The 26,794-nt window shown below is 67.6% G+C and carries 22 protein-coding genes; 5 read left to right on the forward strand and 17 right to left on the reverse strand.

The annotated features are described in order from the left end of the window. Nucleotides 1-37: 37 nt before the first annotated feature. From ACSQ3D_RS12990 to uvrA, 3 genes are all read right to left on the reverse strand, one after another. Nucleotides 38-1,210, reverse strand: a complete 1,173-nt coding sequence (locus ACSQ3D_RS12990) for a sigma-54 interaction domain-containing protein (RefSeq protein WP_436127172.1) — start codon at nt 1,208-1,210, stop codon at nt 38-40. A gap of 310 nt (nt 1,211-1,520) precedes the next feature. Continuing rightward, complete coding sequence (locus ACSQ3D_RS12995) at nt 1,521-2,021, reverse strand: hypothetical protein (RefSeq protein ID WP_056163001.1); 501 nt, start codon at nt 2,019-2,021, stop codon at nt 1,521-1,523. A gap of 231 nt (nt 2,022-2,252) precedes the next feature. Beyond that, nucleotides 2,253-8,186, reverse strand: a complete 5,934-nt coding sequence (gene uvrA / locus ACSQ3D_RS13000; RefSeq protein WP_436127173.1) for an excinuclease ABC subunit UvrA — start codon at nt 8,184-8,186, stop codon at nt 2,253-2,255. A 215-nt stretch (nt 8,187-8,401) separates the two neighbouring features. On the opposite strand from uvrA, the gene ACSQ3D_RS13005 reads away from it, so the two are divergent. Both ACSQ3D_RS13005 and ACSQ3D_RS13010 read left to right on the forward strand, forming a co-directional pair. Next, nucleotides 8,402-9,520, forward strand: coding sequence for an ABC transporter substrate-binding protein (locus ACSQ3D_RS13005; RefSeq protein WP_396506798.1), 1,119 nt, complete (start codon nt 8,402-8,404; stop codon nt 9,518-9,520). 158 nt (nt 9,521-9,678) lie between these two features. Continuing rightward, entirely contained in the window at nt 9,679-10,806 is a 1,128-nt protein-coding gene (locus tag ACSQ3D_RS13010; RefSeq protein ID WP_396506799.1) for an ABC transporter substrate-binding protein, read from the forward strand. Between the two features lie 144 nt (nt 10,807-10,950). Here ACSQ3D_RS13010 and ACSQ3D_RS13015 read toward each other — a convergent pair whose 3' ends face one another. The 7 genes from ACSQ3D_RS13015 to ACSQ3D_RS13045 all read right to left on the reverse strand — a co-directional run bounded on the left by ACSQ3D_RS13015 (nt 10,951) and on the right by ACSQ3D_RS13045 (nt 16,686). Then, on the reverse strand, nt 10,951-11,145 hold the full coding sequence (locus tag ACSQ3D_RS13015) for a hypothetical protein (protein WP_056414360.1): 195 nt from the start codon (nt 11,143-11,145) through the stop codon (nt 10,951-10,953). Nucleotides 11,146-11,332: 187 nt separating this feature from the next. Next, complete coding sequence (locus ACSQ3D_RS13020; RefSeq protein WP_056414363.1) at nt 11,333-12,994, reverse strand: MFS transporter; 1,662 nt, start codon at nt 12,992-12,994, stop codon at nt 11,333-11,335. 171 nt (nt 12,995-13,165) lie between these two features. Beyond that, complete coding sequence (locus tag ACSQ3D_RS13025; RefSeq protein WP_436127174.1) at nt 13,166-13,819, reverse strand: 2-hydroxychromene-2-carboxylate isomerase; 654 nt, start codon at nt 13,817-13,819, stop codon at nt 13,166-13,168. Nucleotides 13,820-13,850: 31 nt separating this feature from the next. Continuing rightward, nucleotides 13,851-14,111, reverse strand: a complete 261-nt coding sequence (locus ACSQ3D_RS13030; protein WP_436127175.1) for a DUF1289 domain-containing protein — start codon at nt 14,109-14,111, stop codon at nt 13,851-13,853. Then, nucleotides 14,108-14,635, reverse strand: a complete 528-nt coding sequence (locus ACSQ3D_RS13035; RefSeq protein ID WP_056414459.1) for a YbaK/EbsC family protein — start codon at nt 14,633-14,635, stop codon at nt 14,108-14,110. Before ACSQ3D_RS13035 ends, ACSQ3D_RS13030 begins: the two co-directional genes overlap by 4 nt. 26 nt (nt 14,636-14,661) lie before the next feature. Beyond that, complete coding sequence (locus ACSQ3D_RS13040) at nt 14,662-15,570, reverse strand: hydroxymethylglutaryl-CoA lyase (RefSeq protein WP_056414368.1); 909 nt, start codon at nt 15,568-15,570, stop codon at nt 14,662-14,664. A 204-nt stretch (nt 15,571-15,774) separates the two neighbouring features. After that, nucleotides 15,775-16,686, reverse strand: coding sequence for a LysR family transcriptional regulator (locus ACSQ3D_RS13045; protein WP_010466723.1), 912 nt, complete (start codon nt 16,684-16,686; stop codon nt 15,775-15,777). 88 nt (nt 16,687-16,774) lie between these two features. Between ACSQ3D_RS13045 and ACSQ3D_RS13050 the strand changes: the two genes are divergently transcribed. The 3 genes from ACSQ3D_RS13050 to ACSQ3D_RS13060 all read left to right on the forward strand — a co-directional run bounded on the left by ACSQ3D_RS13050 (nt 16,775) and on the right by ACSQ3D_RS13060 (nt 19,729). Continuing rightward, on the forward strand, nt 16,775-17,755 hold the full coding sequence (locus tag ACSQ3D_RS13050) for a 3-hydroxyacyl-CoA dehydrogenase family protein (RefSeq protein WP_436127176.1): 981 nt from the start codon (nt 16,775-16,777) through the stop codon (nt 17,753-17,755). Next, nucleotides 17,752-18,588 (forward strand): 3-keto-5-aminohexanoate cleavage protein, encoded by an 837-nt coding sequence (locus tag ACSQ3D_RS13055; protein WP_056414377.1) that lies wholly within the window; start codon nt 17,752-17,754, stop codon nt 18,586-18,588. The genes ACSQ3D_RS13050 and ACSQ3D_RS13055 overlap by 4 nt, the downstream gene beginning before the upstream one ends. An 88-nt stretch (nt 18,589-18,676) precedes the next feature. Continuing rightward, nucleotides 18,677-19,729 carry a Bug family tripartite tricarboxylate transporter substrate binding protein gene (locus ACSQ3D_RS13060; RefSeq protein ID WP_436127177.1) on the forward strand — a complete coding sequence of 351 codons (1,053 nt, stop codon included), beginning with the start codon at nt 18,677-18,679 and terminating at the stop codon, nt 19,727-19,729. A gap of 163 nt (nt 19,730-19,892) precedes the next feature. On the opposite strand, the gene ACSQ3D_RS13065 is transcribed toward ACSQ3D_RS13060, so the two are convergent. From ACSQ3D_RS13065 to ACSQ3D_RS13095, 7 genes are all read right to left on the reverse strand, one after another. Beyond that, a complete protein-coding gene (locus ACSQ3D_RS13065; protein WP_436127178.1) occupies nt 19,893-20,813 on the reverse strand; it encodes a 2-hydroxyacid dehydrogenase in 921 nt (306 codons plus the stop codon). Then, nucleotides 20,813-21,421, reverse strand: coding sequence for a DUF4276 family protein (locus tag ACSQ3D_RS13070; protein WP_436127179.1), 609 nt, complete (start codon nt 21,419-21,421; stop codon nt 20,813-20,815). The genes ACSQ3D_RS13065 and ACSQ3D_RS13070 overlap by 1 nt, the downstream gene beginning before the upstream one ends. Next, nucleotides 21,418-22,617: an AAA family ATPase gene (locus ACSQ3D_RS13075; RefSeq protein ID WP_436127180.1), complete on the reverse strand. Its 1,200-nt coding sequence runs from the start codon at nt 22,615-22,617 to the stop codon at nt 21,418-21,420. The genes ACSQ3D_RS13070 and ACSQ3D_RS13075 overlap by 4 nt, the downstream gene beginning before the upstream one ends. A 122-nt stretch (nt 22,618-22,739) precedes the next feature. Next, nucleotides 22,740-24,755 (reverse strand): acetyl-CoA carboxylase biotin carboxylase subunit, encoded by a 2,016-nt coding sequence (locus tag ACSQ3D_RS13080; RefSeq protein ID WP_436127181.1) that lies wholly within the window; start codon nt 24,753-24,755, stop codon nt 22,740-22,742. Beyond that, nucleotides 24,756-25,475, reverse strand: coding sequence for a DUF4126 domain-containing protein (locus tag ACSQ3D_RS13085; RefSeq protein WP_396506814.1), 720 nt, complete (start codon nt 25,473-25,475; stop codon nt 24,756-24,758). Between the two features lie 19 nt (nt 25,476-25,494). Next, entirely contained in the window at nt 25,495-26,280 is a 786-nt protein-coding gene (locus tag ACSQ3D_RS13090; RefSeq protein ID WP_056162706.1) for an enoyl-CoA hydratase/isomerase family protein, read from the reverse strand. Beyond that, nucleotides 26,277-26,786 carry a DinB family protein gene (locus tag ACSQ3D_RS13095; protein ID WP_436127182.1) on the reverse strand — a complete coding sequence of 170 codons (510 nt, stop codon included), beginning with the start codon at nt 26,784-26,786 and terminating at the stop codon, nt 26,277-26,279. The genes ACSQ3D_RS13090 and ACSQ3D_RS13095 overlap by 4 nt, the downstream gene beginning before the upstream one ends. Between the last annotated feature and the right edge of the window lie 8 nt (nt 26,787-26,794).

Consider the following 26,794-nt stretch of genomic DNA (forward strand, 5'->3'; position numbering starts at 1 on the left):
GGCGGCGCATGGCGCGATCGCCCCGGTGGCAACGGACTCATTGCGCGTAGCGCCAAGGGCTCTCCGCGTGCGGCGGCAGGCTGTGGGTGGGGTGGTGGGCCGGGTCGGCCAGCAGGCCGTGGCGCTTGAGCAGGGTGCGCAGCGTGTTGCGGGTCACCCCCAGCAGCCGCGCGGCCTGCACCTGGTTCTCGTGCGCCTGCTCGAAAGCGGAGCGCACCAGCGCTGCCTCGACCGTCTGATACAGCCCGGGAGCGCCCTGCGCCAGCAGGCCGTGCAGCACCGCTTGCAATGAGGAGCTTGCCGACGGTGGCTGCGGCGTGCCGGCCGCCACCGCGACTGTCGAAGCCACGGGCGGCTGCGGCAGCAGGGCCGGCACGAGCTTGAGGTCGCACGGCTCGACCACACCCAGCCGCGCCACGATGAGTGCGAAGTGCACCACGTTCTCCAGCTCGCGGATGTTGCCGGGCCAGGCGTACGACAGCAGGGCGTGCCGGGCCGCGGTGGACAAGCGCGCGGGCGGCTGGCCCAGGCGCTGGGCGTACAGGTCCATGAAATGCTCTGCCAGCGGCAGGATGTCGCCCGGGCGCTCGCGCAGCGGCGGCAGGTCCACGGCCGCCACGTTGAGCCGGTAGTAGAGGTCCGCCCGGAAGTGCTGCGCGCGCACGGCCCGCGCCAGGTCGATGTTGGTCGCGGCTACCAACCGCACATCCAGCGCAATGGGTTTGCGCGAGCCCAGGCGCACCACCTGGCGCTCCTGCAGCACGCGCAGCAGCTTGACCTGCAGCGACTGCGGCAGGTCGCCGATCTCATCGAGGAACAGCGTGCCGCCCTGCGCCGCCTCGAACCACCCCGCGCGTGCCTGCGTGGCCCCGGTGAAGGCGCCTGCCTCGTGACCGAAGAGTTCGGCGTCGATCAGCGATTCGCTGAACGCACCGCAGTTGACCGCCACGAACGGCCCGCGCCGGCCGCTTTCGGCGTGGATGTGCCGCGCTATCAGCTCCTTGCCTGTGCCGGTCTCACCCACCACCAGCACCGACGCGTCGCTGCGCGCAATGCGGTCCACATGGTCCAGCAGCTGCGCGGACCGGGGGTCATGGAACAGCAACGCCTTCGCGCGAATGGTCGGCGCCCCGCCCGCTGGCGACTCGGGCAGGGTCAGTACGCGATGGGTGGACAGGAGGCCTGAAGAGGCGGGCAAACGACTGGACATGCCGCCAGACTAAGACGCGGCGCTCCGGCTGCGAACGCAGGATTTCGCATGTGAATATGCGGCAAACACTTTGTGCCCGGCTGTAGCTCGCGCGCTCGCACACCGGTTCAGTGATGCTTGGGGTGCTTGCTGCGCACTGGTCTGCACACACCTACGCTGCAGACGCAAAAAAGGCCCATGCAGATAAAGCCGCAGGGCCAAATCCGGCCCAAGGGCCGGGGGGAGGGAGACGAGCTACACAAAAACTCGGAGGCCCACGCCCCGCGACCAGCCCTGCTTGTGGGGCAGGTCGCGAGGGTGGGTCACGCGCTTAACAGCCGAAGGGGCGGTTGGGGCGCATGGGGATGACGCCGTTCACGCGCAGCGTGGCATTGGAGCCATCGGAGGCGGTCAGGACCTTGTTGCTGAAACGGACTTGGTTGCTGTCGCGCACCACAGCGGTGTCGGTAGGCTCGCCGCTGCCGTATTCCTTGCCGTCGAACGTGACGAAGACCTGGTGCAGGCCGGTGGCGTCCGGGCGATAGCGGATGTCGCCGAAGGCCAGTGCTGCCGAGCCCACCTTGCCAAGGCCATCGAACTTGAACGAGCACAGTTCGGGCACGGAGCCGACCGGGTTGCGCTTGTCCACATCGGTCAGGTTGATCGTGCCATTGCCGTAAACGCCGTTGAGCGCATCCACGCTCGCACCCGTCACGGTCAGCACACCGGGCTCATTGCTGGGCGTCGGATCGTCGTCGTTGCCGCCGCCGCAAGCGACCAGCAGTACAGAAGTGGCCGCGAGGGCAACACAGGTCTTGAGCAATGATTTCATGGTGATGGATGTCCGTAGGATTTGGTGGAAGTGCTGGGGGCCTTCGCGCACTGGCGGCAAGCCCTGCATCGCATCCTAAAAAATCGGTTCCCCACCCAACGTGCGCAATATTCTGCGCCGTGCGTAGGACACGGCCCGACAGTGGCGTACGCCACGTCGGGTTGTGCACGCAGAACATCCGCACAAACGCTTTACGGCTCTGCCTGGGGCGGCACCGTGAGCCGCCCCTGCCTACCGCGCCAGCACCGCAGCCAGAGCACGCCCGGTGTGCGTGCCCTGCTGCACCACCTGTTCCGGCGTGGCTGCCGCCACGATGCGGCCGCCCTCCTTGCCGCCTTCGGGGCCCAGGTCGATGATCCAGTCGGCTTCGGCGATGACGTCGAGGTCGTGCTCGATCACCACCACGCTGTGGCCGCCGTCCACCAGCCGGTGCAGCACGCGGATGAGCTTGTCCACGTCGGCCATGTGCAGGCCCACCGTGGGTTCGTCTAGCACGTACAGCGTGTGCGGCGCCTTCTGGCCGCGGCGGCCCACTTCGTCGCGCACCTTGGTGAGCTCGGTCACGAGCTTGATGCGCTGCGCCTCGCCGCCGGACAGCGTGGGCGACGGCTGGCCCAGCGTGAGGTAGCCCAGGCCCACATCCTTCAACAGCTGCAGCGGGTGCGCGATGCTGGGCATGCTGGCGAAGAAGTCCACCGCCTCGTCCACCTCCATCTGCAGCACGTCGCCGATGCTCTTGCCGCGCCAGGTGACGGCCAGCGTCTCGGGGCTGAAGCGCGCGCCGTGGCAGGTCTCGCAAGGCACCTTCACATCGGGCAGGAAACTCATCTCGATGGTGCGCACGCCCGCGCCTTCGCAGCTTGCGCAGCGGCCTTCGCCGGTGTTGAAGCTGAAGCGCCCGGCCGCATAGCCACGCGCCTTGGCCTCCAGGGTTTCGGCAAACAGCTTGCGGATGGTGTCCCAGAAGCCGATGTAGGTGGCCGGGCAGCTGCGCGGCGTCTTGCCGATGGGCGTCTGGTCCACTTCGAGCACGCGGTCGATGCTCTCGAAGCCCGCCAGGCCCGTGCAGCCCACCAGGGGCGGCGCCTTGCCCGCGTCCATGGCGTCACGCCCGGCCTTGGTGGAGCGCTGCTGCACCCAGGCCTGCACGTTGGCCAGCAGCACGTCGCGCGCCAGTGTGGACTTGCCCGAGCCGCTCACGCCGGTGACGGCCACCAGGCGGTGCAGCGGCACGGTGGCGGTCACGTTCTGCAGGTTGTGCAGCTGCGCGCCCTGCACGGTGAGCCAGCGGATGGCGGCACGCGCCTTGGCATCGTCCAGCGCCTGCGCGGTGAGTGCGGCCGCCTGCGCGGCACGCTTCTTGACCGCCGCGCTCTGCCGCCCTTTGGGGGCGTCCACGGGATCGCCCAGCGCGGCGTCGGCCGCGCTCAGCGCGCTGGGCAGCATGCTGCGGCGCAGCTGCAGCGGGTGGCGCATGGCGTGCAGCAGGTAGCGGCCCGTCTGCGAGTCTTCGGCCCCGGTGATGTCGGCCACGCTGCCCTGCGCCACCAGGCGCCCGCCGCGTTTGCCCGCGCTCGGGCCGATGTCGATGATGTGGTCCGCGCGGCGGATGGTGTCCTCGTCGTGCTCCACCACCACCAGCGTGTTGCCCTTGTCGCCCAGCTTGTGCAGGGCGTTGAGCAGGATCTGGTTGTCGCGTGCATGCAGACCGATGGTGGGCTCGTCCAGCACATAGCACACGCCCTGCAGGTTGCTGCCCAGCTGCGCCGCCAGGCGGATGCGCTGCGCCTCGCCACCGCTCAAGGTCGGCGCGCCCCGGTCGAGCGTGAGGTACGACAGGCCTACCTCTTCCAGGAACTCCAGCCGGCTCTGGATCTCGGGCACCAGGTCGCGCGCGATGTCGGCCTCGCGCACCGACATGCCGCCGTCGGCGCGCAGGCGCTCCACCCAGCGGCGCACGTCCGTCACGGACATCGCTGCGATGTCGGTGATGCCCACCCCCGCGAACTTCACGGCGCGGGCTGTCGCGTTCAGGCGGGTGCCGTGGCAGGTGGCGCAAGCGGTGTCCTGCAGGTCTTCCACCTCGGGCTCGGCAAAGGTCTGCTCGCGGCCCTTTTCCTTGTCGTCCTGCACCGAGTCATCGAACACCTTGCGCTGCTCCTTGGTGAGCTTGACGCCCGTGCCCACGCAGTCGGGGCACCAGCCGTGCTTACTGTTGTAGCTGAACAGGCGCGGGTCCAGCTCGGCATAGCTGGTGGCGCACACCGGGCAGGCCCGCTTGGTCGAATACGCCTGCAGGTGGCCGATGCCTGCCGTGGGTTGCCCGCCTTCCATGGCTGCGGCCAGGTCCGCGATGCTGCTGAGCACGTGCACCACGCCCTTGCCGTGCGTGAGCGCCTGCGCGAGCGACTCGCGCAGCAGGGCTTCGTTGTCGGGAGAGACGTCGATGCTGGCCACTGGCAGCTCGATGGTGTGCTCCTTGAACCGGTCGATGCGCGGGAAGTTGGTGGTGGGCAAAAAGTTGCCGTCCACGCGCAGGTGCGTGAAGCCGCGGGGCCGCGCCCAGTCGGCCAGCTCGGTGTACACGCCCTTGCGGTTCATCACCAGCGGCGCGAGCAGCCCGATGTGCTGGCCGCGGAACTGCGTGAGCAGCTGGGCGGCGATGCTCTCGGGGGTTTGAGGCTGCACCGCAGCGCCGTCGTTCACGCAGTGCTGGGTGCCCAGCTTGACGTACAGCAGGCGCAGGAAGTGCCACACCTCGGTGGTCGTGCCCACGGTGGACTTGCGCCCGCCGCGCGACAGGCGCTGCTCGATGGCCACGGTGGGCGGGATGCCGTACACCGCATCCACCTCGGGCCGGCCCGCGGGCTGCACGATGGAACGCGCATAGGCGTTGAGAGATTCGAGGTAGCGCCGCTGGCCTTCGTTGAACAGGATGTCGAACGCCAGGGTGGACTTGCCCGAGCCGCTCACGCCGGTGACCACGTTGAACTTGCCGCGCGGAATGTCCACGCTGAGGTTCTTGAGGTTGTGCTCCTTGGCGTTGACGATTTGTATGGCATTTTTGGCCTCCACCGCTTTACCATCCAGCGCCACCAGCTCTCTTTTTCGTAGCGCTGCGGCTTTCTCGTGCACCGAGTGGCCGCCCACGCCCAGCGTGAGTTCGTAGTCGCGCAGCGCCTGGCCGGTGTGCGACGTGGGGTGCTGGCGCACGTCCTCGGGCGTGCCCTCGGCCACGACCAGGCCGCCGGCATAGCCGCCTTCGGGCCCCAGGTCGATGAGCCAGTCGCTCGCGCGGATCACGTCCAGGTTGTGCTCGATGACGATGAGCGAGTGCCCCGCATCGATGAGCTTGCGCAGCGCGCGCATGAGCTTGGCGATGTCGTCGAAATGCAGGCCCGTGGTGGGCTCGTCGAACAGGAACAGCGTGCCCTTGCGCGCCACGGCCTGTCGCGACTTGCTTTGCACCCGCGCCGCCTCGGCCAGGAAGCCCGCGAGCTTGAGGCGCTGCGCCTCGCCGCCGCTGAGCGTGGGCACGGGCTGGCCCAGTGCCACGTATTCCAGCCCCACGTCCACGATGGGCTGCAGCGCACGGATCACGTCGCGGTCGGCGGCGAACAGCGCGGCGGCTTCGGCCACGGTCAGGGCCAGCACGTCGGCCACGTTGAGCGTGCGGCCACCGCGCTCGATGGTGATCTCCAGGATCTCGGGGCGGTAGCGCTTGCCGTCGCAGTCCGGGCAGCGCAGGTACACGTCCGACAAGAACTGCATCTCCACATGCTCGAAGCCCGATCCGCCGCAGGTCGGGCAACGCCCGTCACCGCTGTTGAAGCTGAACTTGGCGGCGGTGTAGCTGCGCTGTTTGGACAGCGGCGCGACGGCGAACAGCTCGCGGATGCTGTCCCATGCGCCCACATAGCTCACCGGGTTGGAGCGCGCGGTCTTGCCGATGGGCGACTGGTCCACGAACACCACGTCCGACAGGTGGTCGGCGCCCAGCATGCGGTCGTGCGCGCCCGGCGAGTCGGTGGCCTTGCCGAAGTGGCGCAGCAGCGCGGGCGCCAGCACGTCCTGGATCAGGCTCGACTTGCCCGAGCCGCTCACGCCCGTCACGGTGACCAGGCGCTGCAGCGGGAACTCGACCGACACGTTCTGCAGGTTGTGCTCGCGCGCGCCTTCCAGGATGAGGCGCGGGGTGGATTCGGTCACCATGCGCTTGAAGCCGAAGCCCACATGCTTGCGGCCGCCCAGGTAGGCGCCGGTGAGCGTGTCGGCATGGCGCAGGTCGGCGGTGGTGCCGTCGAACACGATCTGCCCGCCCAGCCGGCCCGGGCCGGGGCCCATGTCGATCATGCGGTCGGCCGCGAGCATCACCGCCGGGTCGTGCTCCACCACCACCAGGGTGTTGCCCGCGTCGCGCAGGCGCAGCATGGCCTCGGTGATGCGGTGCATGTCGCGCGGGTGCAGGCCGATGCTGGGCTCGTCCAGCACGAAGAGCGTGTTGACCAGGCTGGTGCCCAGCGCGGTGGTGAGGTTGATGCGCTGCACCTCGCCGCCGCTGAGCGTGCGGCTTTGGCGGTCGAGCGTGAGGTAGCCGATGCCCACGTCGCACAGGTAGCGAAGGCGCGTGGTGATCTCTTCGTGCAGCAGCTTCAGCGCCTGCGCATCGCCACCGGCCGCAGCGTCGCCCACGGGCAGCTCCATGCGGTCGAAGAAGCGGCGCAGCCGGTCGATGGGCAGCAGCATCAGGTCGTGCAGGCACAGTCCGGGCAGTGCTTCGAGCTGCGCGCGCGACCACTGCACGCCCTCGGGCATGAAGCGGCGTGCCGGGTCGACCGCGGCGTCCGCGTCGTCCTTGCTGCCCACGCGCCACAGCAGGCTTTCGGTCTTGAGGCGCGCACCCGCGCAGGTGGGGCACGGCGTGTAGCTGCGGTACTTGGACAGCAGCACGCGGATGTGCATCTTGTAGGCCTTGCTCTCCAGGTACTCGAAGAAGCGCTTGATGCCGTACCACTGCTTGCTCCACTGCCCGTCCTTGTAGCCGGGCGCGCCGCCGATGACCCATTTCTTCTGGTCGTCGGTGAGCTTGTTCCAGGGCGTGTCGCGCGGGATGCCGGCTGTTTCGGCATGGCGCATGAGGTCGTCCTGCGCCTCTTTCCACGCGGGGGTCTGGATGGTCTTGATGGCCCCCGCGCGCAGCGTGAGCTTGTCGTTGGGGATGACCAGGCCGTAGTCCACACCGATCACGCGGCCGAAGCCCCGGCAGCTCTCGCAGGCGCCCACGGCGGAGTTGAACGAGAACATCGACGGGATCGGGTCGCTGTAGCGCAGGTCGCTGTCGGGGCAGTGCAGGCCGGTGGAGAAGCGCCAGAGTTCGGGTGCAGGCTCCGTGTGCGCTGAGCCTGTGGAAGCGCTGCCCTGGCCTTCGACAGGCTCAGGCTGAACGGTCTGGGCGGGGGGGAGCACATAGACGTTCAGCCGACCCGTGCCACGCTTGAGCGCGACCTCGATGGCCTCGACCACGCGCGCCTTCTCGGCATTGCCCAGGCGGAAGCGGTCCGCCACCACGTCCAGCACCTTGCGCGGGCCGGTGGGCGTGGCCACTTCGCGCTCGGCCTGCACCTTGGTGAAGCCGCTGGCCGACAGCCACTGCTCCACCTGCTCGGGCGACGTGCCGCCCGGCAGCTCGACCGGGAAGGTCAGCACGATGCGCGGGTCGCCCGCCTCGGCGCTGCGGCGCTGCAGCTCGGCGTAGATGGTCTCGGGCGAGTCGTGGCGCACGGGCTGCGCGGTCTCCTTGTCGAACAGCTGGCCGGCGCGCGCGAACAAGAGCTTCAGGTGGTCGTTGAGCTCCGTCATCGTGCCCACGGTGGAGCGGCTGGAGCGCACGGGGTTGGTCTGATCGATGGCGATGGCGGGCGGCACGCCCTCGACCTTGTCCACCGCCGGCTTGTCCATGCGGTCGAGGAACTGGCGCGCGTAGGCGCTGAAGGTCTCCACGTAGCGGCGCTGGCCCTCGGCGTACAGGGTGTCGAACACCAGGCTGGACTTGCCCGAGCCGCTCGGGCCGGTGACCACCGTGAGCTCGCCGGTGCGGATGTCCAGATCCAGGTTCTTGAGGTTGTGCTGGCGTGCGCCGCGGATACGGATCAGTCCCTGGGTCATGGAAGCGTCTTTCTGGGGTAAGGCGGAACATTCTAGGGACGCCGGGCCGGGTCTGCCGGGCCGCGCGCATTACCCCCGCACCGCGGTGCACGCGGGTTTGACAAGGCGCAAAAGCCCTTGGCAAAGGGGTGTTTTTCTCGGACAAACCCTTTAAAAGCTTCAAATACATGCGCTTAGACTGAACTCTTACGCAAAGACACAAAGAGGAGACAACCATGAACCGATGGCAGATACGGTGGGGCGGGGCCGCCGCCCTGGCGCTGGGCCTGGCCACGGCCGGCCATGCGCAGATCCTGATCGGGCAGACGGCGGGCTTTTCAGGCCAGGTGGCCGCGGGCGTGAAGGAGACCACCGACGGCGCCAAGCTCTATATCGACATGGTCAACGCCAAGGGCGGCGTCAACGGCCAGAAGATCGAGCTGACCTCGCTGGACGACAAGTTCGACCCCAAGATCGCGGCCGAGAACGCCCGCAAGCTGATCGAGGACAACAACGTGCTGGCGCTGTTCCTTACGCGGGGCACGCCGCACACCGAGGCCATGATCCCGCTGCTGGAAAAGCACGGCGTGGCCCTGGTGGCGCCCTCCACCGGCGCCATGGTGCTGCACCAGCCGGTGCGCAAGTACATCTTCAACGTGCGTGCCACCTACCAGCGCGAGGCAGAAAAGGCCATGACCCACCTGGCCTCCATGGGCATCTCGCGCATTGGCGTGGTGTATGCGGACGACAGCTTCGGCGCCGACGGCGTGGCGGGGGCCCAGAAAGGCCTGGCGGGCGCCAAGCTCACGCCCGTGGTGCTGGAGAAGTTCGACCGCGCCAAGCCGGACTTCACGGCCATCGCCGCCAAGGTGGCCAAGGCCGATACCCAGGCGGTGCTGATCATCGCCTCGGGCTCGACCGTGGTGGAGGCGAACACCGCCTTTCGCACCGCGGGCTCGGCCGCACAGATCGTGACGCTGTCCAACAATGCCTCGGGCGGCTTCATCAAGAGCCTGGGCGCCAACGCGCGCGGCGTGATCGTGACGCAGGTCTACCCCAACGAGCGCGCCGTGACCTATCCCATGGTCAAGGAGGCGCAGGAGCTGGCCAAGGCCAAGGGCGCGGGCGACATCACCCCGGCCATGCTGGAAGGCTATGCGGCCGCCAAGGTGCTGGTGGAAGGCATCAGGCGCGCCGGCCCCAAGCCCACGCGCGAGAAGCTCCATGCGGGCCTGGAGAGCATCAAGAAGCTGGACCTGGGCGGGCTGGAGGTGAGCTATAGCCCCGAGGACCACACGGGCCTGGACTTTGCCGATTTGTCCATCATCGGCACGGACGGCAAGTTCCGGCGGTGACGGCTGGCAGAGCTGAAGCGGCAGTGGGCGCGTGCGGGCGCGGGCGGGCGCGGGCGCGGGCGGGCGCGCAGCATGGCATGCCGCCACTACGCGTTTCTACAGATGCCTTGTCATGGTCCGTCCCTAAACTCCCCACCCTTACAAGAAAGAGAGACACCATGACCGTTCCCGGCCCCCTGGCGAAACGCGCGGCCCTGCTGCTGGCCCTGGCACTGGGCATCGCCCATGCCGCCCACGCCCAGATCCTCATCGGCCAGACCGTGGGCGTGACCGGCTCGGCCGCCGCCACCGTGGCCGAGTCCACGCAAGGGGCCGCCCTGTACATCGACCACGTGAACGCGCGCGGCGGCGTGGGCGGGCAGAAGGTGGAGGTGGTGCTGCTCGACGACAAGTTCGACCCCAAGCTCACGCTGGAGAACACCAAGACGCTGATCGAGCAGAAGAACGTGGTCGGCCTGTTCATGACCCGCGGCACGCCGCACACGCAGGGCATCATCCCGCTGCTGGAGCAGCACGGCGTGCCCCTCGTCGGCCCGTCCACCGGCGCCATCGCGCTGCACCAGCCGGTCAGCAAGTACATCTTCAACGTGCGCGCGCCCTACCAGCGCGAGGTCGAAAAAGCCATCACGCACCTGAACACGCTGGGCATCAAGCGCATCGGCGTGGTGCATGTGGACGACACCTTCGGCGCCGACGGCCTGGCCGGGGCGCAGATCGGCTTCAAGGCCAACAACCTCGAAGCCGCGTTCGTCGAGAAGTTCGACCGCGCCAAGCCCGACTACAGCGCCATCGCACCGCGCGTGGCGGGCAAGCAGCCGCAGGCCGTCATTTTCATCGGCACCGGCGCTGCGGTGGTCGACGGCATCAAGGCGCTGCGCGGCGCGGGCGTCACGGGCCAGATCGTCACGCTGTCCAACAACGCCTCGGGCGGCTTCGTGAAGGCGCTGGGCGAACAGGCGCGCGGCGTGGTCGTCACGCAGGTGTTCCCGTCCGAGCGGTCGCTGAACTACGCGGTCATCAAGGAGGCCATGGACCTCGCCCGCGCCAAGAACATCGCCGACCTCACACCCGCCATGGTGGAGGGCTTCGTGACCGCCAAGGTGCTGGTCGAAGGCCTCAAGCGCGCCGGGCCCAAGCCCGACCGCGCCAAGCTGCAGGCGGGCCTGGAGAGCATCAAGAAGTGGGACCTGGGCGGCCTGGAGCTGAGCTACAGCCCCACGGACCACAGCGGGCTGGATTTTTCGGACCTGTCCATCATCGGCAGCGACGGGCGGTTCAAGCGCTGAGCTGGCCTCGCCCGGCCACAAGAAAAAAGCCCGGTGCCTGCATGGCACCGGGCTTTGCTTTCTGGATAGAAATCATGGGGATCTAGCGCGCCGCGCTGTCAGCCAAACCCCACCCCACGATGCGCAGCATCAACGCATCGACGCTCACTGCGCGCTGGCGGCCGACGCAGGCGCTGACGCAGCCGATGCGGCAGCCGGCGTACTGGCCACGGGTTCGGGCGCGTGCACGGCGTCGGCGCCGTGCTTTTCACCGCCCATGTCGGCCTTGTCGCCCGCCTTGATGATCACGTACATCGACAGGGCAGCGAACAAAACGAAGCCAACAGCAATCTTCCACATAAATATCTCCTTGGTTCCCGCGAGGCGGGTTGGGGTTTGAGTTTGGGTTTGTTCAATCAAGGAGCCTGGGCGCTGCGTTGTAGGTTGTGCTGTGTGGCACAAGCCCCTTGATGGAACACAGGGCCCGTCCCTTGCGGGGCGGGCCCTGTGCACTCGTCAATGGCCGGTCAATGGCCGTTGTGGGCCATCAATCGTTGGCGTAGATGTCCACGTCCTTGGTTTCCTTGATGAACAGGCCGCCGATCACCACGGTGGCGCCCGCGATGATGATGGGGTACCACAGGCCGTTGTACATGTTGCCGGTCTGGGCCACGATGGCGAACGCCGTGGTGGGCAGCAGGCCGCCGAACCAGCCGTTACCGATGTGGTACGGCAGGGACATGGACGTGTAGCGGATGCGGGTCGGGAACATTTCCACCAGCATGGCGGCAATGGGGCCGTACACCATGGTCACCAGCAGCACCAGGTAGGTCAGGATCACGACGACCATGACCTTGTCGATGCGGGCGGGGTCGGCCTTGGTGGGGTAGCCGGCAGCCTTCAGGGCGTCGGCCACGGCCTTCTTGAACTCGCCGTCCTTCTTCTTGGCTTCGTCAGCGGGCAGGCCCTTGCTGGTGTACGACGTGATGACCGTCTCGCCGATCTTGATCGTGGCGGGCGTGCCGGCAGCGGCCGTGGCGTTCTCGTAGCTCACCGATGCACCGGCCAGCACCTGCTTGGCGATGTCGCACGAGCTGGTGAACTTGGTGGTGCCGGTGGGGTTGAACTGGAACGAGCACTCGTCGGGGTTGGCCGTCACGACCACCTGGTTCTTGGCCTGGGCTTCGGCCAGGGCGGGGTTGGCCGCCTTGGTCAGCGCGCCGAACACGGGGAAGTAGGTCAACGCGGCCAGCAGGCAGCCTGCCAGGATGATGGGCTTGCGGCCGATCTTGTCGGACAGCGCACCGAACACGATGAAGAACGGCGTGCCGATGAGCAGCGAGATCGCGACGAAGATGTTGGCGGTGGCGCCATCGACCTTGAGGGCCTGCGTCAGGAAGAACAGCGCGTAGAACTGGCCCGAGTACCAGACCACGGCCTGGCCGGCGGTCAGGCCCACCAGGGCCAGGATCACGATCTTGAGGTTCTTCCACTCGCCGAAGGATTCCTTGAGCGGCGCCTTGGAGGTCTTGCCCTCGGCCTTCATCTTCTGGAAGGCGGGCGACTCGTTCATCGACAGGCGGATCCAGACCGAGATGGCCAGCAGCAGGATCGACACGATGAACGGAATGCGCCAGCCCCAGTCGGCAAAGGCTTCTTCGCCCATCACGGTGCGGGTGCCCAGGATCACCATCAGCGACAGGAACAGGCCCAGCGTGGCGGTGGTCTGGATCCAGGCGGTGTAGGCGCCGCGCTTGCCGTGCGGGGCGTGCTCGGCCACATAGGTGGCGGCACCGCCGTACTCACCGCCCAGGGCCAGGCCCTGCAGCAGGCGCAGCACGATCAGGATGACCGGAGCGGCCACGCCGATGGAGGCGTACGTGGGCAGGATGCCGACGATGAAGGTCGACAGGCCCATGATCAGGATGGTGACCAGGAAGGTGTACTTGCGCCCGATCATGTCGCCCAGGCGGCCGAAGAAGATGGCACCGAAGGGACGGACGATGAAGCCCGCGGCAAACGCCAGCAGCGCGAAGATGAACGCCGAGCCGGCATCCAGGCCGCTGAAGAACTGCTTGGCGATGATGGCCGCGAGCGAGCCGTACAGATAAAAGTCGTACCACTCGAAAACGGTGCCGAGCGACGACGCGAAGATGACCTTCCTCTCTTCGGGCGACATCGGCCGCGGTGCGGGATGAACGGTTGCCATGTGTGTGTCTCCTGTTGGTTTTGCAGACCGCGCTTCCGCGGCTGCGCCCATTGTTCGAGATGGCACTGACCACGCTCTGACGCCAAACCAACAAGAGCTTTCACCAAACTGACCGCTCTCTGACAACTTAGGGTGAAACCCGCAGGACCCCTTTCAGCATCCGGAAATCGCTCACGCCTTGCCGGGTAAACCCGATGGGAGCTGGCTGACAGCCTCCCAGCCCGGGCCGTCGAACCACGCGTCGCCATCGAGGTACGCCCGCAGCATCGGCAGGCCGTCGAGGCCCCAGAAAATCTTGCCGTCCACCTCGAACGCCGGCACGCCGAAAACGCCCGCCGCCTGCGCGGCTTCGGTGTTGGCGCGCAGCAGGGCCTTGGGGCCGTCGCTGGCCGCATCCTCGCCGGGACGCAGCTGGTCCGCGAGCTGCGCGGCCAGGTCGGCCAGGCGCGCGGCATCGAGCGCGTCGTGCCCGCCCTGCCACACATGGCGCAGCACCGTGCCCGCCACGAAGCGGTTGATGTGCCCGTCGTCGCTGCACGCCAGCGCCGTGCGCAGCAGGGGCAGCGGGTTGAACGGGTGCCGCGCGGGCATCTGCAGCACCGTGCCCTGCGCATGGCCCAGCCAGGTCACGTGGCGGTAGGTCCAGTCGCGCTTGGGGGCGATGCCTGCGGGGCCAGGGTTGGCATGCTGCTGCAGCAGCGCGCCCAGCAGCACCGGCTTGTAGGCCACGCTATAGCCCAGGCCCTCCAGCACCTCGGGCAGGCGCTCGAACGCGAGCCAGGCATAGGGGGAGACGAAGTCGAGGTAGAACGTGATGCGCTTCATGGCGGGGTCTCCGGGAACGCGTTGTGCGTTCTTATGTGCTTGTCGCGTTCAGATCGATGCCGGCGCGGCCGAGCAGCTTGGCCCAGATGCAGCGCCGCAGGCTGGAGTCCGCGCCCGACCATAGCCGTATCTCATCCAGCGTGCGAAAGCAGCCTTCGCAATGGCTGCGGTCGGGTGACATGCGGCACACCGAGATGCACGGTGATGCCACCGGCTCGGCATTGTCAGCATCAAAATGGCCGCTACCGCTCAACTGGCGAGCGCGAGCAGCTAGCAAATCAATAGCATTCATGCCGCGGGCTGCGTGCCGGCCTCCACGGGCGCCAGCACCACGTCCACCACGGGTGCGCCCGTCAGGCGCTGCAGGTCGCTCGGGTGCAAGGGGAACACGCTGTGCGGATGCCCGGCCGCGGCCCACACCACGTCGAAGCGCAGCAGGTCCTGGTCGATCAGCGTGACGGGCGGCGTGGCATGCGCCACGGGCGAGACGCCGCCGATGGAAAAGCCGGTGCGCGACTTCACGAAGTCGGCATCGGCCCGGCCGATCTTGCCGCCCACGTGGGCCTCGACCTTTTTCTCGTCCACGCGCCGGTCTCCCGAGGTGACCACCAGCACGGCCACGTCGTCGCTCTTGCGCCGAAAGATGATGCTCTTGGCCACCTGCCCCACCAGGATGCCCAGCGCATCGGCCGCCTGCTGCGCGGTGCGCGCGGCGTCGTCCAGCATCTGCGGCATGTGGGGGTGGTTCAAGGTCTGCAGCGCTGCAGCCACGCGCTGCACGCCCTCGGGAAGGTTCTTCAGTTCAGCTCCACACACGGTCGTCATCTCCTGCGCCGATGGCGCTATCCCGCGCGCTTGGTGAGCAATGCATTCGCTGCGCGGGAATGGGGTTTACGGTTCAGGAACCCACTGATGTAGGCCCCGGCATCGATGAGCTTATCAAGATCGATGCCCGTCTCGATACCCATGCCGTGCAGCATGTAGACCACGTCCTCCGTCGCCACATTGCCGGTGGCGCCCTTGGCATACGGGCAGCCGCCCAGGCCCGCCACGGACGACTGGTAGTTCCACACCCCCAGCTCCAGCGCGGCCAGCGTGTTGGACAGCGCCTGGCCGTAGGTATCGTGGAAGTGGCCCGACACGTCGTCGATGCCGAAATGCTTCAGCGTCGCTTCCAGCGCACGCTGCACCTTGCGCGGCGTGCCCACGCCGATGGTGTCGGCCACGTCCACGCGCTGCACGCCGATGCCCTGGAGCAGGCCGGCGAGGTACTCCACCCGCTCGGGCGCGATCTCGCCCTCGTACGGGCAGCCCACGGTGCAGCTCATCGCGCCGCGCACGCCGATGCCCGCCGCCAGCGCCGCCTCGACCACGGGCGCGAAGCGCTCGATGCTCTCGGCGATGGAGCAGTTGATGTTCTTCTGGCTGAACGCCTCGCTGGCCGAGCCGAAGACCACGATCTCGTCGGGCCGATCCGCCACTGCGGCTTCATAGCCCTTGAGGTTGGGCGTGAGCACCGAGTAGCGCACGCCGGCCACACGGTTCACGCCCTGCATCACTTCGTGGTTGTCGGCCATCTGCGGCACCCACTTGGGGCTCACGTAGCTCGTGACCTCGATCTCTTTCAGGCCCGCGTCCTGCAGGCGGTGCACCAGCGCGATCTTGACCTCGGCGGGCACGGGCGATTTCTCGTTCTGCAGCCCGTCGCGCGGGCCGACATCGATGAGTTTGACGCGGGAAGGAATGCTCATGGTGGGGCTACCTGAAAAAAAGGACGTGGAGCGGTGCGGGCCTGGGCCGGCACCCGCAGCGCGCTGTGCGCGAGGCCCGACAGCAGGGTCGGGGTGGGGGCCGGGCGGACGCCTCCCATTGTCCGGGCTTCGGACGCCGGGCACCACCTCATATCCTGCCAGACCACTCCCCGCTCGTGCCATTGCGGCACCCCGGCGCAGCTACTACGCACCAGCTCCCTCGTCCATCTCCTGGCGCAGCAGCGCCACCATCTGCACCGCCGCCAGCGACAGGCGCCGCCCCCGCAGCGTCACGAGGCCGATAGGCCGGCGCAGCGACGGCTGCTTGAGCGGCCGGGTCACCACCTCGGGCCGGCGCACCACCTGCGCGGCCAGCTCGGGCAGCGCGCTCACGCCCAGCTGCGCGGCCACCATGGCCGCGATGGTGGCCAGGTGCTCCACCTCGTAGCGCGGCGCAAAGCGGATGCGGTGCGTGAGCAGCGCCTCGTCGGCATACTGCCGCACGCTGGTGCCCGCCGGCATGGAGATGTGCGGCAGGTCGGCCACATCGGCCCAGGCCAGCGCACCGCGGCCGCGCGCCAGCGGGTGGGCGCGGGCCAGCAGCAGCACGAAGCGGTCGGACGACAGCGGGGTGTAGTCGAGGTCGGCATACGCGGGGTTGGCGGCGGTGAGCGCAAAGTCCACGCGCCCTGCGCGCACCATGTCGAACGCCGGGCCCGCCAGGCTGTCGAACAGCTCCAGGTGCACGCCCGGGTGCCCCGCCGCAAAGCGCGCGAACGCGCGGGGCACCACCCCCGCCGCCAGCGACGGCAGCGCCGCCAGCGCGAGCCGCCCCACCTGCACCTGCGCCACGGCCTGCACGCGGCGCACCGTCTCATCCATCTGGTGGCGCAGAAAGCGGGCCTGCTCGGCAAACACCTCGCCCGCCTGCGTGAGCTGCACCGTGCGCGTGGTGCGATCGAACAGGCGCGCACCCAGCATCTCTTCGAGCCGCGCGAGCGTGCCCGACACCGCCGACTGCGACAGGTGCATCTGCAGCGCGGTGCGCCGAAAGCTCAGCGTGTCGGCCAGCGCCAGGAACACATCGACCTCGCGGGCCGACCAATTGATCTTCATGGCCGATCAGTCTATCGAAAAATACGTCTGGACCGCGCAATGCGGCCTGCCTAGACTGCACCGCAAGACAACACAAGGAGACGACAGCATGGACATCTGTTCGCCGCGCAATGCACGCACGGTGGTCGTGGGCGGGGGCACCATGGGCGCCGACGTGGCCGTGGTCCTGGCCCGTGGCGGCGCCCGGGTCACGGTGGTGGACCCGCACACCGCGCGGCGCGACCTGCTCTTGCCGCACATTGCCGCCGAGCTCGACGCCGCCGGCCTGGCCGCGGCCGCAGGCCCTGTGGAGGTGTGCGCCAGCCTGCAGGACGTGGCCTGGGACGGCGTGGTGCTGGTGGTCGAATGCATCACCGAGCAACTGGCCGCCAAGCAGCAGCTGTTTGCCGAGCTGGTGGCCCTGGCGCCGGCCAGTGCGGTGCTGGCCAGCAACAGCTCGGGCTTTCCGATCAGCGCCATTGCGCAAGGCCTGCCCTCTGCGCAGCGCATGCTGGGCCTGCACTTCTTCATGCCGGCGCACCTGGTGCCGCTGGTGGAAGTGGTGCTGGGCGAGCGCAGCGACCCCACGCTGGGCCAGTGGCTGCACGGCTTCATGCGCCGCTGCGGCAGCGTGCCGGTGCTGGTGAAGAAGGACAAGCCGGGCTTTCTGGCCAACCGCATGCAACATGCGCTGTCGCGCGAGGCCTTTGCGCTCATCGACGAAGGCATCGCGTCGCCCGAAGACGTGGACGCCGCCGTGCGCTTTGGCTTCGGCTTTCGCTTTCTGGCCGCAGGCCCGGTGCTGCAGCGCGACCACGCGGGCATCGAGGTGCACTGCGCGGCCGCGGCCACCATGTACCCCACGCTGTCCAACACCGACGTGCCCGCCCAGGCGCTGCGCGACCGCGTGGCCCACGGCGATCTGGGCATGAAGACCGGCAAAGGCTTCTTCGACTGGCCCGAGGACCGCAAGCGTGCAGAGCGCACCCGCTACGACACGCTGCTGCGCCAGGGCCTGGCCCTGCTGGCCAGCGAGCTGCCTGCCATCGAGCCCGCCAGCACACCCACCACGCCGGGAGCCACGCCATGAGCGCCACCAGCCAATGGACCGACCCGCTGATCGTCACCGTGGCGCCCAACGGCGCGTACAAGCTGCCCAGCGACCACCCCGCCGTGCCGACCACGCCGGCCACGCTGGCCGCCACCGCCAAGGCCTGCCTGGAGGCGGGCGCGGCCATGATCCACATGCACATCCGCGACGCCCAGGGCCGCCACAGCCTGGACGTGGAGGGCTACCGCGAAGCCCGGCGCGTGGTGCAGCACGCCGTGGGCGATGCGATGGTGGTGCAGATCACCAGCGAAGCGGCAGGCGTGTACCGTGCCCCGGCGCAGATTGCGATGGTCGAGGCGCTGCAGCCCGAGGCCGTGTCCATCGGCCTGCGCGAGATCGACCAGCCCGAGATCGGCGAGGCCGGCCTGCAGCGCTTCTTCACGGGCCTGGTGCGGCGCCGCTGCATGGTGCAGGTCATCCTCTACGACGTGGCCGACCTGCGCCGCTGGCAGGCGCTGCGCGCCAGCGGCGTGGTGCCGGATGCACCGTGGTTCCTGCTGTTCGTGCTGGGCCGCTACAGCGCGGGCCAGACCTCGAGCCCGCGCGACCTGCTGCCCTTCCTGGCCGCCCACAACGGGCCCGAACCCTGGGCCGTGTGCGCGTTCGGCGCGGCCGAGAACACCTGCATCACCGCCGCCGCGGTCTTCGGCGGGCATGCCCGCGTGGGGTTCGAGAACAACCTTCTGCGCAAGGACGGCAGCACCGCACCGGACAACGCGGCCCTGGTGCGCCAGGCCGTCGAGGCCGCTGCCGCGCTGGGGCGGCCGCTGGCCACGGCGCAGGACATCCGCCAGCGCTTCGGCGCGGGCTGAGCCTCGGCCCGGCTCTGCCCATTCTCATCACGCCATCAAACCCATCAGCCCGCGCCAGACGGGCCTTCATCCATCCGCAGGAGACACCATGCAACAACACCCCACCGCCCACGCCCCCGTATCCCAGGCCCGCCAAACCACGCGACGCACGGCCATCCGCCTGGCGCTTGCCGTCCCCGCCACCTGGGCCCTGGCCCTGGGCACGGCCGGCCACGCCGTGGCCCAGACCGCAGCCGCAGCCTTCCCCACCAAGACCATCCGCTTCGTGGTGCCCTACCCGCCCGGCGGCCCCACCGACCTGATGGCGCGCATGCTGCAGCCCGAGCTGCAAAGCCGGCTGGGCGTGACCGTGGTGGTGGACAACAAGGGCGGCGCGGGCGGCAACTCCGGCAGTGCCGAGGTGGCCAAGCAGGCGCCCGCCGACGGCCACACCCTGCTGCTGGCCGCCAGCGGCCCGATGGCGGTGAACCCGTCGCTGTACGCCAGCATGCCGTTCAACCCGCTGACCGACCTGGTGCCCGTGGTGCAGCTGTCGGCCTTTCCGCTGGTGCTGGAGGTGCACCCCTCGCTGGGCGTGAAGACCCTGCCGGAGCTCATCGCCATGGCCAAGGCGGGCAAGCCGGTGCTGAGCTTTGCATCGGCCGGCAACGGCACGCCGCAGCACCTGGCGGGCGAGCTGTTCAACACCACCGCCCACGTGAAGATGGGCCACATCCCGTACCGCGGCGCGGGCCCCGCGCTCAACGACCTGCTGGGCGGGCAGGTGAACGTGATGTTCGACATCGTGGGCAGCTCGCTGCCGCACATCCAGTCGGGCAAGCTCGTCCCGCTGGCGGTCACCTCGGCCGAGCGCGCCAAGGTGCTGCCCAACGTGCCCACCATGGCTGAGGCGGGCCTGCCCGGCTACCAGATCACCGGCTGGCACGGCATCGCCGTGCGCGCGGGCACGCCGCAGGCCACCGTGGACAAGCTCAACGCTACGGTGAATGCGATCTTCAAGGAGCCCGCCTTCCGCGCCAAGTGGGAGGCCATCGGCACGCCGGTGGTGGCGGGCACGGCCGCGGACTTCGGCGCGCTGATCAAGTCCGACGCGCAGCGCCTGGGCAAGCTGGTGCGCGATGCGGGCGTGACGATGGATTGACTGAATGACTGGCTGACTGGCTGACGCCGGGCGATCCCTCAGCGGCAGCGCGCGGCCGCAGGCGCAGCAGCAACAGCCCGCCGACAAGACCGAAAATGCGGCGAAAGGATGTGGAGCTCATGCCCGCGATGGCAGAGGTTGGTGCCGCCAGCGGCGCGCCGGATCAGTACCCCCGCCCGGGGTCCACGGTGCCTGCCACCGCCTCGCCGCGCTCCATGGCCGCCATCTTGCGCGTGATCTGCGCAATGCTCTCTTCCCGCAGGGTGCGGGCCGAGGTGTGCGGCGTGGCGGTGATCTTCGGGTGCAGCCAGAACGGGTGGCCCACCGGCAAAGGCTCGGTACGGAACACGTCCAGCGTGGCGCCTGCGATGTGCCCGCTGTCGATCAGTGCCAGCAGGTCTTCTTCGACCAGGTGCGCGCCCCGCGCCACGTTGACCACATAGCCGCCGGGCTGCAGGCGCGACAGCGTGTCGCGGTTGATGATGTCCTGCGTGTCGGGCGTGAGCGGCAGCAGGTTGACCAGCACGCGGCTGGCGGCCAGGAAGTCGTGAAAGCCCTCGGCGCCGCTGAAGCCGCGCACGCCGTCCACCACCTTGGGAGACCGGCTCCAGCCGTTCACCGGAAAGTCGAAATGCGCCAGCGCCCGCGCCACCCGCTCGCCCAGCACACCGAGGCCCATCACGCCCACCGGGAACTCCGAGCGCACCCGCGGCCGGCGAAAGCCCCAGCGGCCGGCGCGCATGTCGCCCTCGTACGCGTCCAGCTCGCGGAAATGGCGCACCACCGCGTGGCACACGTATTCGGCCATCTGCACGGCCATGCCCCCGTCGTCGATGCGCACGATCTGGCAGCCCGGCGGCATGCGCAGCTTGAGCAGCGCGTCCACCCCGGCGCCGATGTTGAACAGCGCGCGCAAGGCGGGCTGCTCATCCAGGAACTGCTGGGGCGGCGCCCACACCACGGCGTAGTCGGCCTGCGGTGCCCCCGGCTGCCACAAGCTGATGTGGGCATGGGGCAAGGCAGCGGCAAGCCCCTGCAGCCAGGGCTCGATCTTGGTGTCGGTACAGCAAAGGGTGATGTTCACTATGTCACAGCCTTCAGAAGAATTTCGGAATTGCGAGACCACTCTGTGCAGAGTTTTCGAAATGATCGGCTTCGATCAAAAGCCTGCTGCAAATCCATGCGCGCAGAGAAGCCAGGCTGATCCGTCGTTTCGCGATATGCCCCACTTGCCATACGGTCGCGCAACCAACCTTTTGCATTACGTGGCACTTCGGGCTCTACTTTTCCATCATCCTGCCGACACACAAACGATCGAACTCCGTCCAAGGACTGCGCTGCTGCAATGAACCATGCTTCGTACTCGCGATTGGCCAACACCACTCCAACAGCCCTGTGAGGAACCACTGTGGAAGCACGTCGCGCAATGTCACGGCCTTTCGACATTGGGCAATCATCGTCAGCGTCCAACAGAATCAGTATCCAGCCCATGTCCCCTGCTTTCGCAGCGGCAAGTTTTAGATGCCGATTGAATTCATCTTCTCTGTTGAGAAAACGATCTTTGTAGACACGAATGGGAGCCAGAACATCGACATAGACCTCAGGTGTGCGCCACTCGGCTATCCGCCGCAGGAGCACGGGCAACGCAGCAACTTCGCCATCCCCCTCAACAATCGCGGAAAGGGAGATCATGAGGAGATGCTTCCAAACAGATCTGTTTGACGCTGGGCTTCAAGAAACGCACGATCAGGAGCTAATTGATTCAGACGCAGTAGCTCCCCAGCAGAAAAGAGATGGTTCCGCATCACTGATTTAGACGCCTCATCCAATGGCGCTATCCGCGTTTCCCCCCCTTCTGAGACCACAGCCAGCAATTGCTCTGGCGAAATGTTGGGTGAATCAAGAAGATCAGGGCTATGGCTGGTAACGATAATTTGCGTTTGCTCGGCTGCTTTTGATAGTGCCTCGCGCAGTGCCGCACTAGCAGCCGGGTGCAAGGCGGTTTCAGGCTCCTCGATACCAATAAGTACTGGCGCATAGTCCCTATTGCCTTGAAAAAGTGCTGTCAGTACGCCTAACGCGCGCAACGTGCCATCAGACATATTCTGAGCAGGAAAGCTCCAAGGGTGCTTTGACCCTGCCATATCCTGGCGAAACTCTAGCGTTTCCAATGGCCCAATTTGCTTACGCTTTACGCCATGCACCATAGGTACGACTGTCTGCAGATAGCTCTGAATTTCTTCCATACGGTCCGGAGCAACACGTTCCAAGTGGCCTAGAACACTCACAATGTTTTCACCCACCGGCTTCAGCAGCCTGCCATCTTGTGGCTTCTGAGGTTCACGCATTAACTTAGGGTTCAAGTTATAGAAACCCATGGAAGTGAGGGCATCAAAAACCGGCCGAAACACAGACATACCCGAAACACTGACCAGTGCCAGCCTGTCGGATGTTATCGCTGGAAAGGTCGCTTCGCTGCTGGAGTGCAAAACGCCGCGTTCAACACGAAAATAGGGGCCTTTGCCTTTCGCGTTGACGACGCACTCTTCTGCCTGCACCTCATACCCACGCCCTGGAAGGGCGCCTACGTTAAAGACGTAATAACCTGGCATGCCTCCGGCAAGGGTAAATTCAAGTCGAATTCCAAAATTAGTTGGGTGCCCACTCGACCGCCTACGGACTTCCGTCAACCCTCCGCGTTCATTCAGTGCGTTATCCAACGATCCTGACAGTGCATCACGCACCAGGTGCAGCGCATCCAGAAAATTACTTTTTCCAGAGCCATTCGCACCGACCAAGTAGGTCAGCGCACCTAAGCGAACATCACAGCTACCAATGCTCTTGTAGTTTCGTAAAACTATCCGATGAAGAAAAACAGGAAGATTCATTCGAACCTCGTGTAGAAGCCCCGACTGCGAAGCAGATTTTTTTGAGGGGGCACGAGGCGCTTGATGGGGACTAGGGAGCGATTCAGCATGCCTCTATTCTGAATCAACCCTCCGTACAGGCACTACACAACGAGTTTTAGGAGCTCCGCCCCCTCGGTCACCTGGTCCCCGGGCGCATACAGCAGCTCCTGCACCACGCCATCGGCCGGCGCCGCAATCGTGTGCTCCATCTTCATGGCTTCCATCACCGCCAGCGGCTGGCCCTTGGTGACGGCATCGCCCGCCTTCACGGCAAACGACACCACCTTGCCGGGCATGGGGGCCGTGAGCCGCCCGCCCTCGGCCGCCGACTCGCCCGCATGCGCGAGCAGGTCGATGGCGGTGATCTGCGTGGCGCCGCGGGGCGTGAACACATGGTCCACCTCGCCCTGGGCGTACACCGCAGCGCGGGTGCGCTGGCCGGCGAACTGCAGTTCGATGCCGCCGGATTGTTCCGCAAACACCAGCGGCCCGGCCACGGCCGCGTCGCCCTCGCCTACCACCAGGTGCAGCGCGCCATCACGCTCGTAGGTGAGCCAGGCCTTGGCGTGCTCGCCGCCGAACTCGAACTCGAAGCGGCGGCGCGTGAGCGCGTGCGAATGGAATCCGTCGCGGCGGCTGAAGGGGTCTGCGCCTTCGCTGGCGCGCTCGTTCAGCAGCGTCTGCGCCACGGCGGCGGCGGCAGCCAGCGGCAGGCCCACCGGCTCCTGGTGGAACAGCACCGCTTGCTCGCGCGGGATCAGCGCGGTGTCGAGCTGGGCGTTGGCAAACGCACCGGTGCGCGCCACGCGGCGCAAGAACTGCACGTTGGTTGCCAGGCCCACGATGTGCGTCTGCGCCAGGGCCTCGTCCAGCCGCGCCAGCGCCTGCTCGCGCGTGTCGCCGTGCACGATGAGCTTGGCCACCATGGAGTCGTAGAACGGGCTGATCGCATCGCCCTGGCGCACGCCGGAGTCCACGCGCACCGCGCCCCTCTCGAACGTCACGCACTCGGGCAGCGCATACACGTTGAGCGCGCCGGTGGCGGGCAGGAAGTTGTTGTCGGGGTTCTCGGCGCAGATGCGGGCCTCGATGGCATGGCCGGTGATGCGCAGGTCTTGCTGCTTCACCGGCAGCGGCTCGCCCGAGGCCACGCGCAGTTGCCACTCCACCAGGTCCAGGCCGGTGATGGCCTCGGTCACCGGGTGTTCCACCTGCAGGCGGGTGTTCATTTCCATGAAGTAGAACTTCATCTGGTCGGGCCGCTCGTAGCCACCCGGCTGCTCGACGATGAACTCCACCGTGCCGGCGCCCACGTAGTTCACCGCCTTGGCGGCGGCCACGGCGGCTTCGCCCATCTGCTGGCGTAGCGCGGGCGTCATGCCGGGGGCGGGGGCTTCTTCCAGCACCTTCTGGTGGCGGCGCTGCACGGAGCAGTCGCGCTCGAACAGATACACCACGTCGCCGTGCGTGTCGCCGAACACCTGGATCTCGATGTGCCGGGGGCGCTGCACGTACTTTTCGACCAGCACCGCGTCGTCGCCAAAGCTGTTGATCGCCTCGCGCTGGCAGGATGCGAGCGCGGCGGCGAAGTCCTCGCTCTTGTCCACCGCGCGCATGCCTTTGCCGCCACCGCCGGCGCTGGCCTTGATGAGCACGGGGTAGCCGATGCGGTCGGCCTCGCGCTGCAGCAGCGCCGGGTCCTGGTCGCTGCCGTGGTAGCCGGGCACCAACGGCACGCCGGCTTTTTCCATGAGCTGCTTGGACTCGGCCTTGAGGCCCATGTCCTTGATGGCCGAGGGTGGTGGGCCGATGAAGACCAGGCCTGCTGCCGCGCAGGCGTGGGCGAAGTCTTCGTTCTCGGACAGGAAGCCGTAGCCGGGGTGGATGGCCTGTGCACCCGTGGCCTGCGCGGCTTCGATGATGCGCTCCCAACGCAGGTAGCTGTCCTTGGGCGCGCTGCCACCGATGTGCACGGCCTCGTCGCACACGGCCACGTGCTTGGCATTGGCGTCGGCATCGGAGTACACGGCGACGGTCTTCACGCCCAGACGTTTAGCGGTCGCCGCTACACGGCAGGCGATCTCTCCGCGATTGGCGATCAAGATTTTTTTGAACATTTAGGCCACCTTGGCAGAACCAGAAAAGAAAGAAGACAAGCGCCGCACCACGGCGCGCAAAAACTTGAACAGCACCACCAGCAGCAGCACCGACACGGCCACCATCACCACCAGTGCGATGCCGAAGGCCACCGGGTGTTGCGTGGCCAGCCACACCACGGCCACCACCAGGCCGTCTTCGAAGAAGGACAGCAGCCAGTTGGAGAACGGCTCGGGCGAGGTGTTGGCCGCCGCGCGCGTGGTCATCTTGGTGGCCATCGACGTGGCGGCCAGCGACCCGCCCAGCAAGCCCGCCACCACGCCCATGGTGGCGTTGTCGGCACCGAACACGCCCGCGGCCAGCAGGGCCCCGCCGGGCACGCGGATGACGGTGTGCACGGCGTCCCAGGCGCTGTCGATCCACGGGACCTTGTCCGCAAAGAACTCGACCAGCATCAGGCCGCCCGCCACCAGCAGCACCAGCGGGTTCTGCAGCACGTGCAGACCGGGGGGCAAGGGCATCCAGCCCAGGGCCCCCATCCCGCCGACGATGAAGACCACCGCGTACAGACGGAATCCGCTGGCCCAGCCCAGCGCGGCGGCCAGCGCCAGCAGGCTGGGCATGTCGAGCCGCGCGGTGGCCGTGGCCGCCGCATCGCCCACCGCGCGCGCCGTGCCGCCATCCACGTGGAGCCCCAGCGTGTGGAGCCACTGCACGATGTTGAGCCAGAGCTGGTCCATGGTCGTGTGTCCTCAGACGTCAGGCCAGAAGCCATGCCGGTTTGCGTTTGTTCAGGAACGACTGCACGCCTTCCTTGCCTTCGTCGCTGGCGCGGATGTCGGCGATGCCCTGCACGGTGGCGGCGATCAGCCCCGCATTGATCTCGCGCTCGGCCACGTCCAGCACCAGCTTCTTGCAGGCGCGCACGGCGTGGGGGCTGGCGCTGGTCAGGGCCTTGAGCAATTCGTCGACCTTGGCGTCAAGTTGGTCTGCAGACACCACCTCGTGCACGAAGCCGGTGCGCAACGCCTCGGCCGCGCCGAAGCGCTCGGCCGTGAGGAAGTAGCGGTGCGCTGCGCGGGGCCCCATGGCGCGGATCACGTAGGGGCTGATGGTGGCGGGGATGAGGCCGAGCTTCACCTCGCTCAGGCAAAAGCCCGCCGTGTCCACCGCCACCGCCATGTCGCACGCGGCCACCAGGCCCATGCCACCGGCGTACACATCGCCCTGCACACGCGCGATGGTGGGTTTGGGACATTCGTAGATCACGCGCAGCATCTCGGCCAGCTTGCCCGCGTCGGCCACGTTCTCGTCGCGGGTGTAGTCGGCCATGCGGCGCATCCAATTGAGGTTGGCGCCCGCGCAGAACGCGGGGCCCTCTGCGGCCAGCACCACGGCGCGCACGTCGGCGCGCGCGCCCACTTCGGTGAAGGCCGCCGTCAGCTCGGCGATGACCTCGTCGCTGAAGGCGTTGCGGATCTCGGGCTGCGTGAGCGTGATGCGCGCCACGGCGCCGATGTAGGTGATGGACAGGTTCTGGCTCATGGCGTGGGCGGGTTTTGCAGGAAGTAGACAAGGTCCAGCTCGGGGCTGGGCTGGCCCAGGGCGGTCAATGCGGCGGTGATCTGGCCCCGGTGGTGCGTGCCGTGATTGAACACATGCGCCAGCGTGGCGGCAAACGGCAACGATGCCTGCGTGCCCCGCATGGTGGTGTAGTCGAGCGTGCCGTCCCAGCGGTCTGCCGGCAACGAGGCGATCAACGGTGCCCAGCGGGCAGCGCCCGCGCGCAAGCGAGCATCGAGCCGCGCGCGGTCGCTCTCCAGCTCGGCGTCCAGCGCCACCTTGGGCGAGGTGCCTTCTGCAAACCGCACGAACCACAGATGGTGCTCGCCCACCAGCAGGTGGTTGAGCGTGCCGTGGATGCTTTTAAAGAACAGGCCCGCATCGTGCCGGTAGGCCTCTTCAGGCAGTGCCCGCACGGCGTCGAGCAGGCGCGCCGTGGCCCACGCGTTGTAGCGTGCAAGCTGTGTGAAGTGGGCGACGGCGTCCATGGCGGCTC

It is taken from the genome of Acidovorax sp. LjRoot117 (genome assembly GCF_964252695.1).
Lineage (GTDB): Bacteria > Pseudomonadota > Gammaproteobacteria > Burkholderiales > Burkholderiaceae_C > Acidovorax.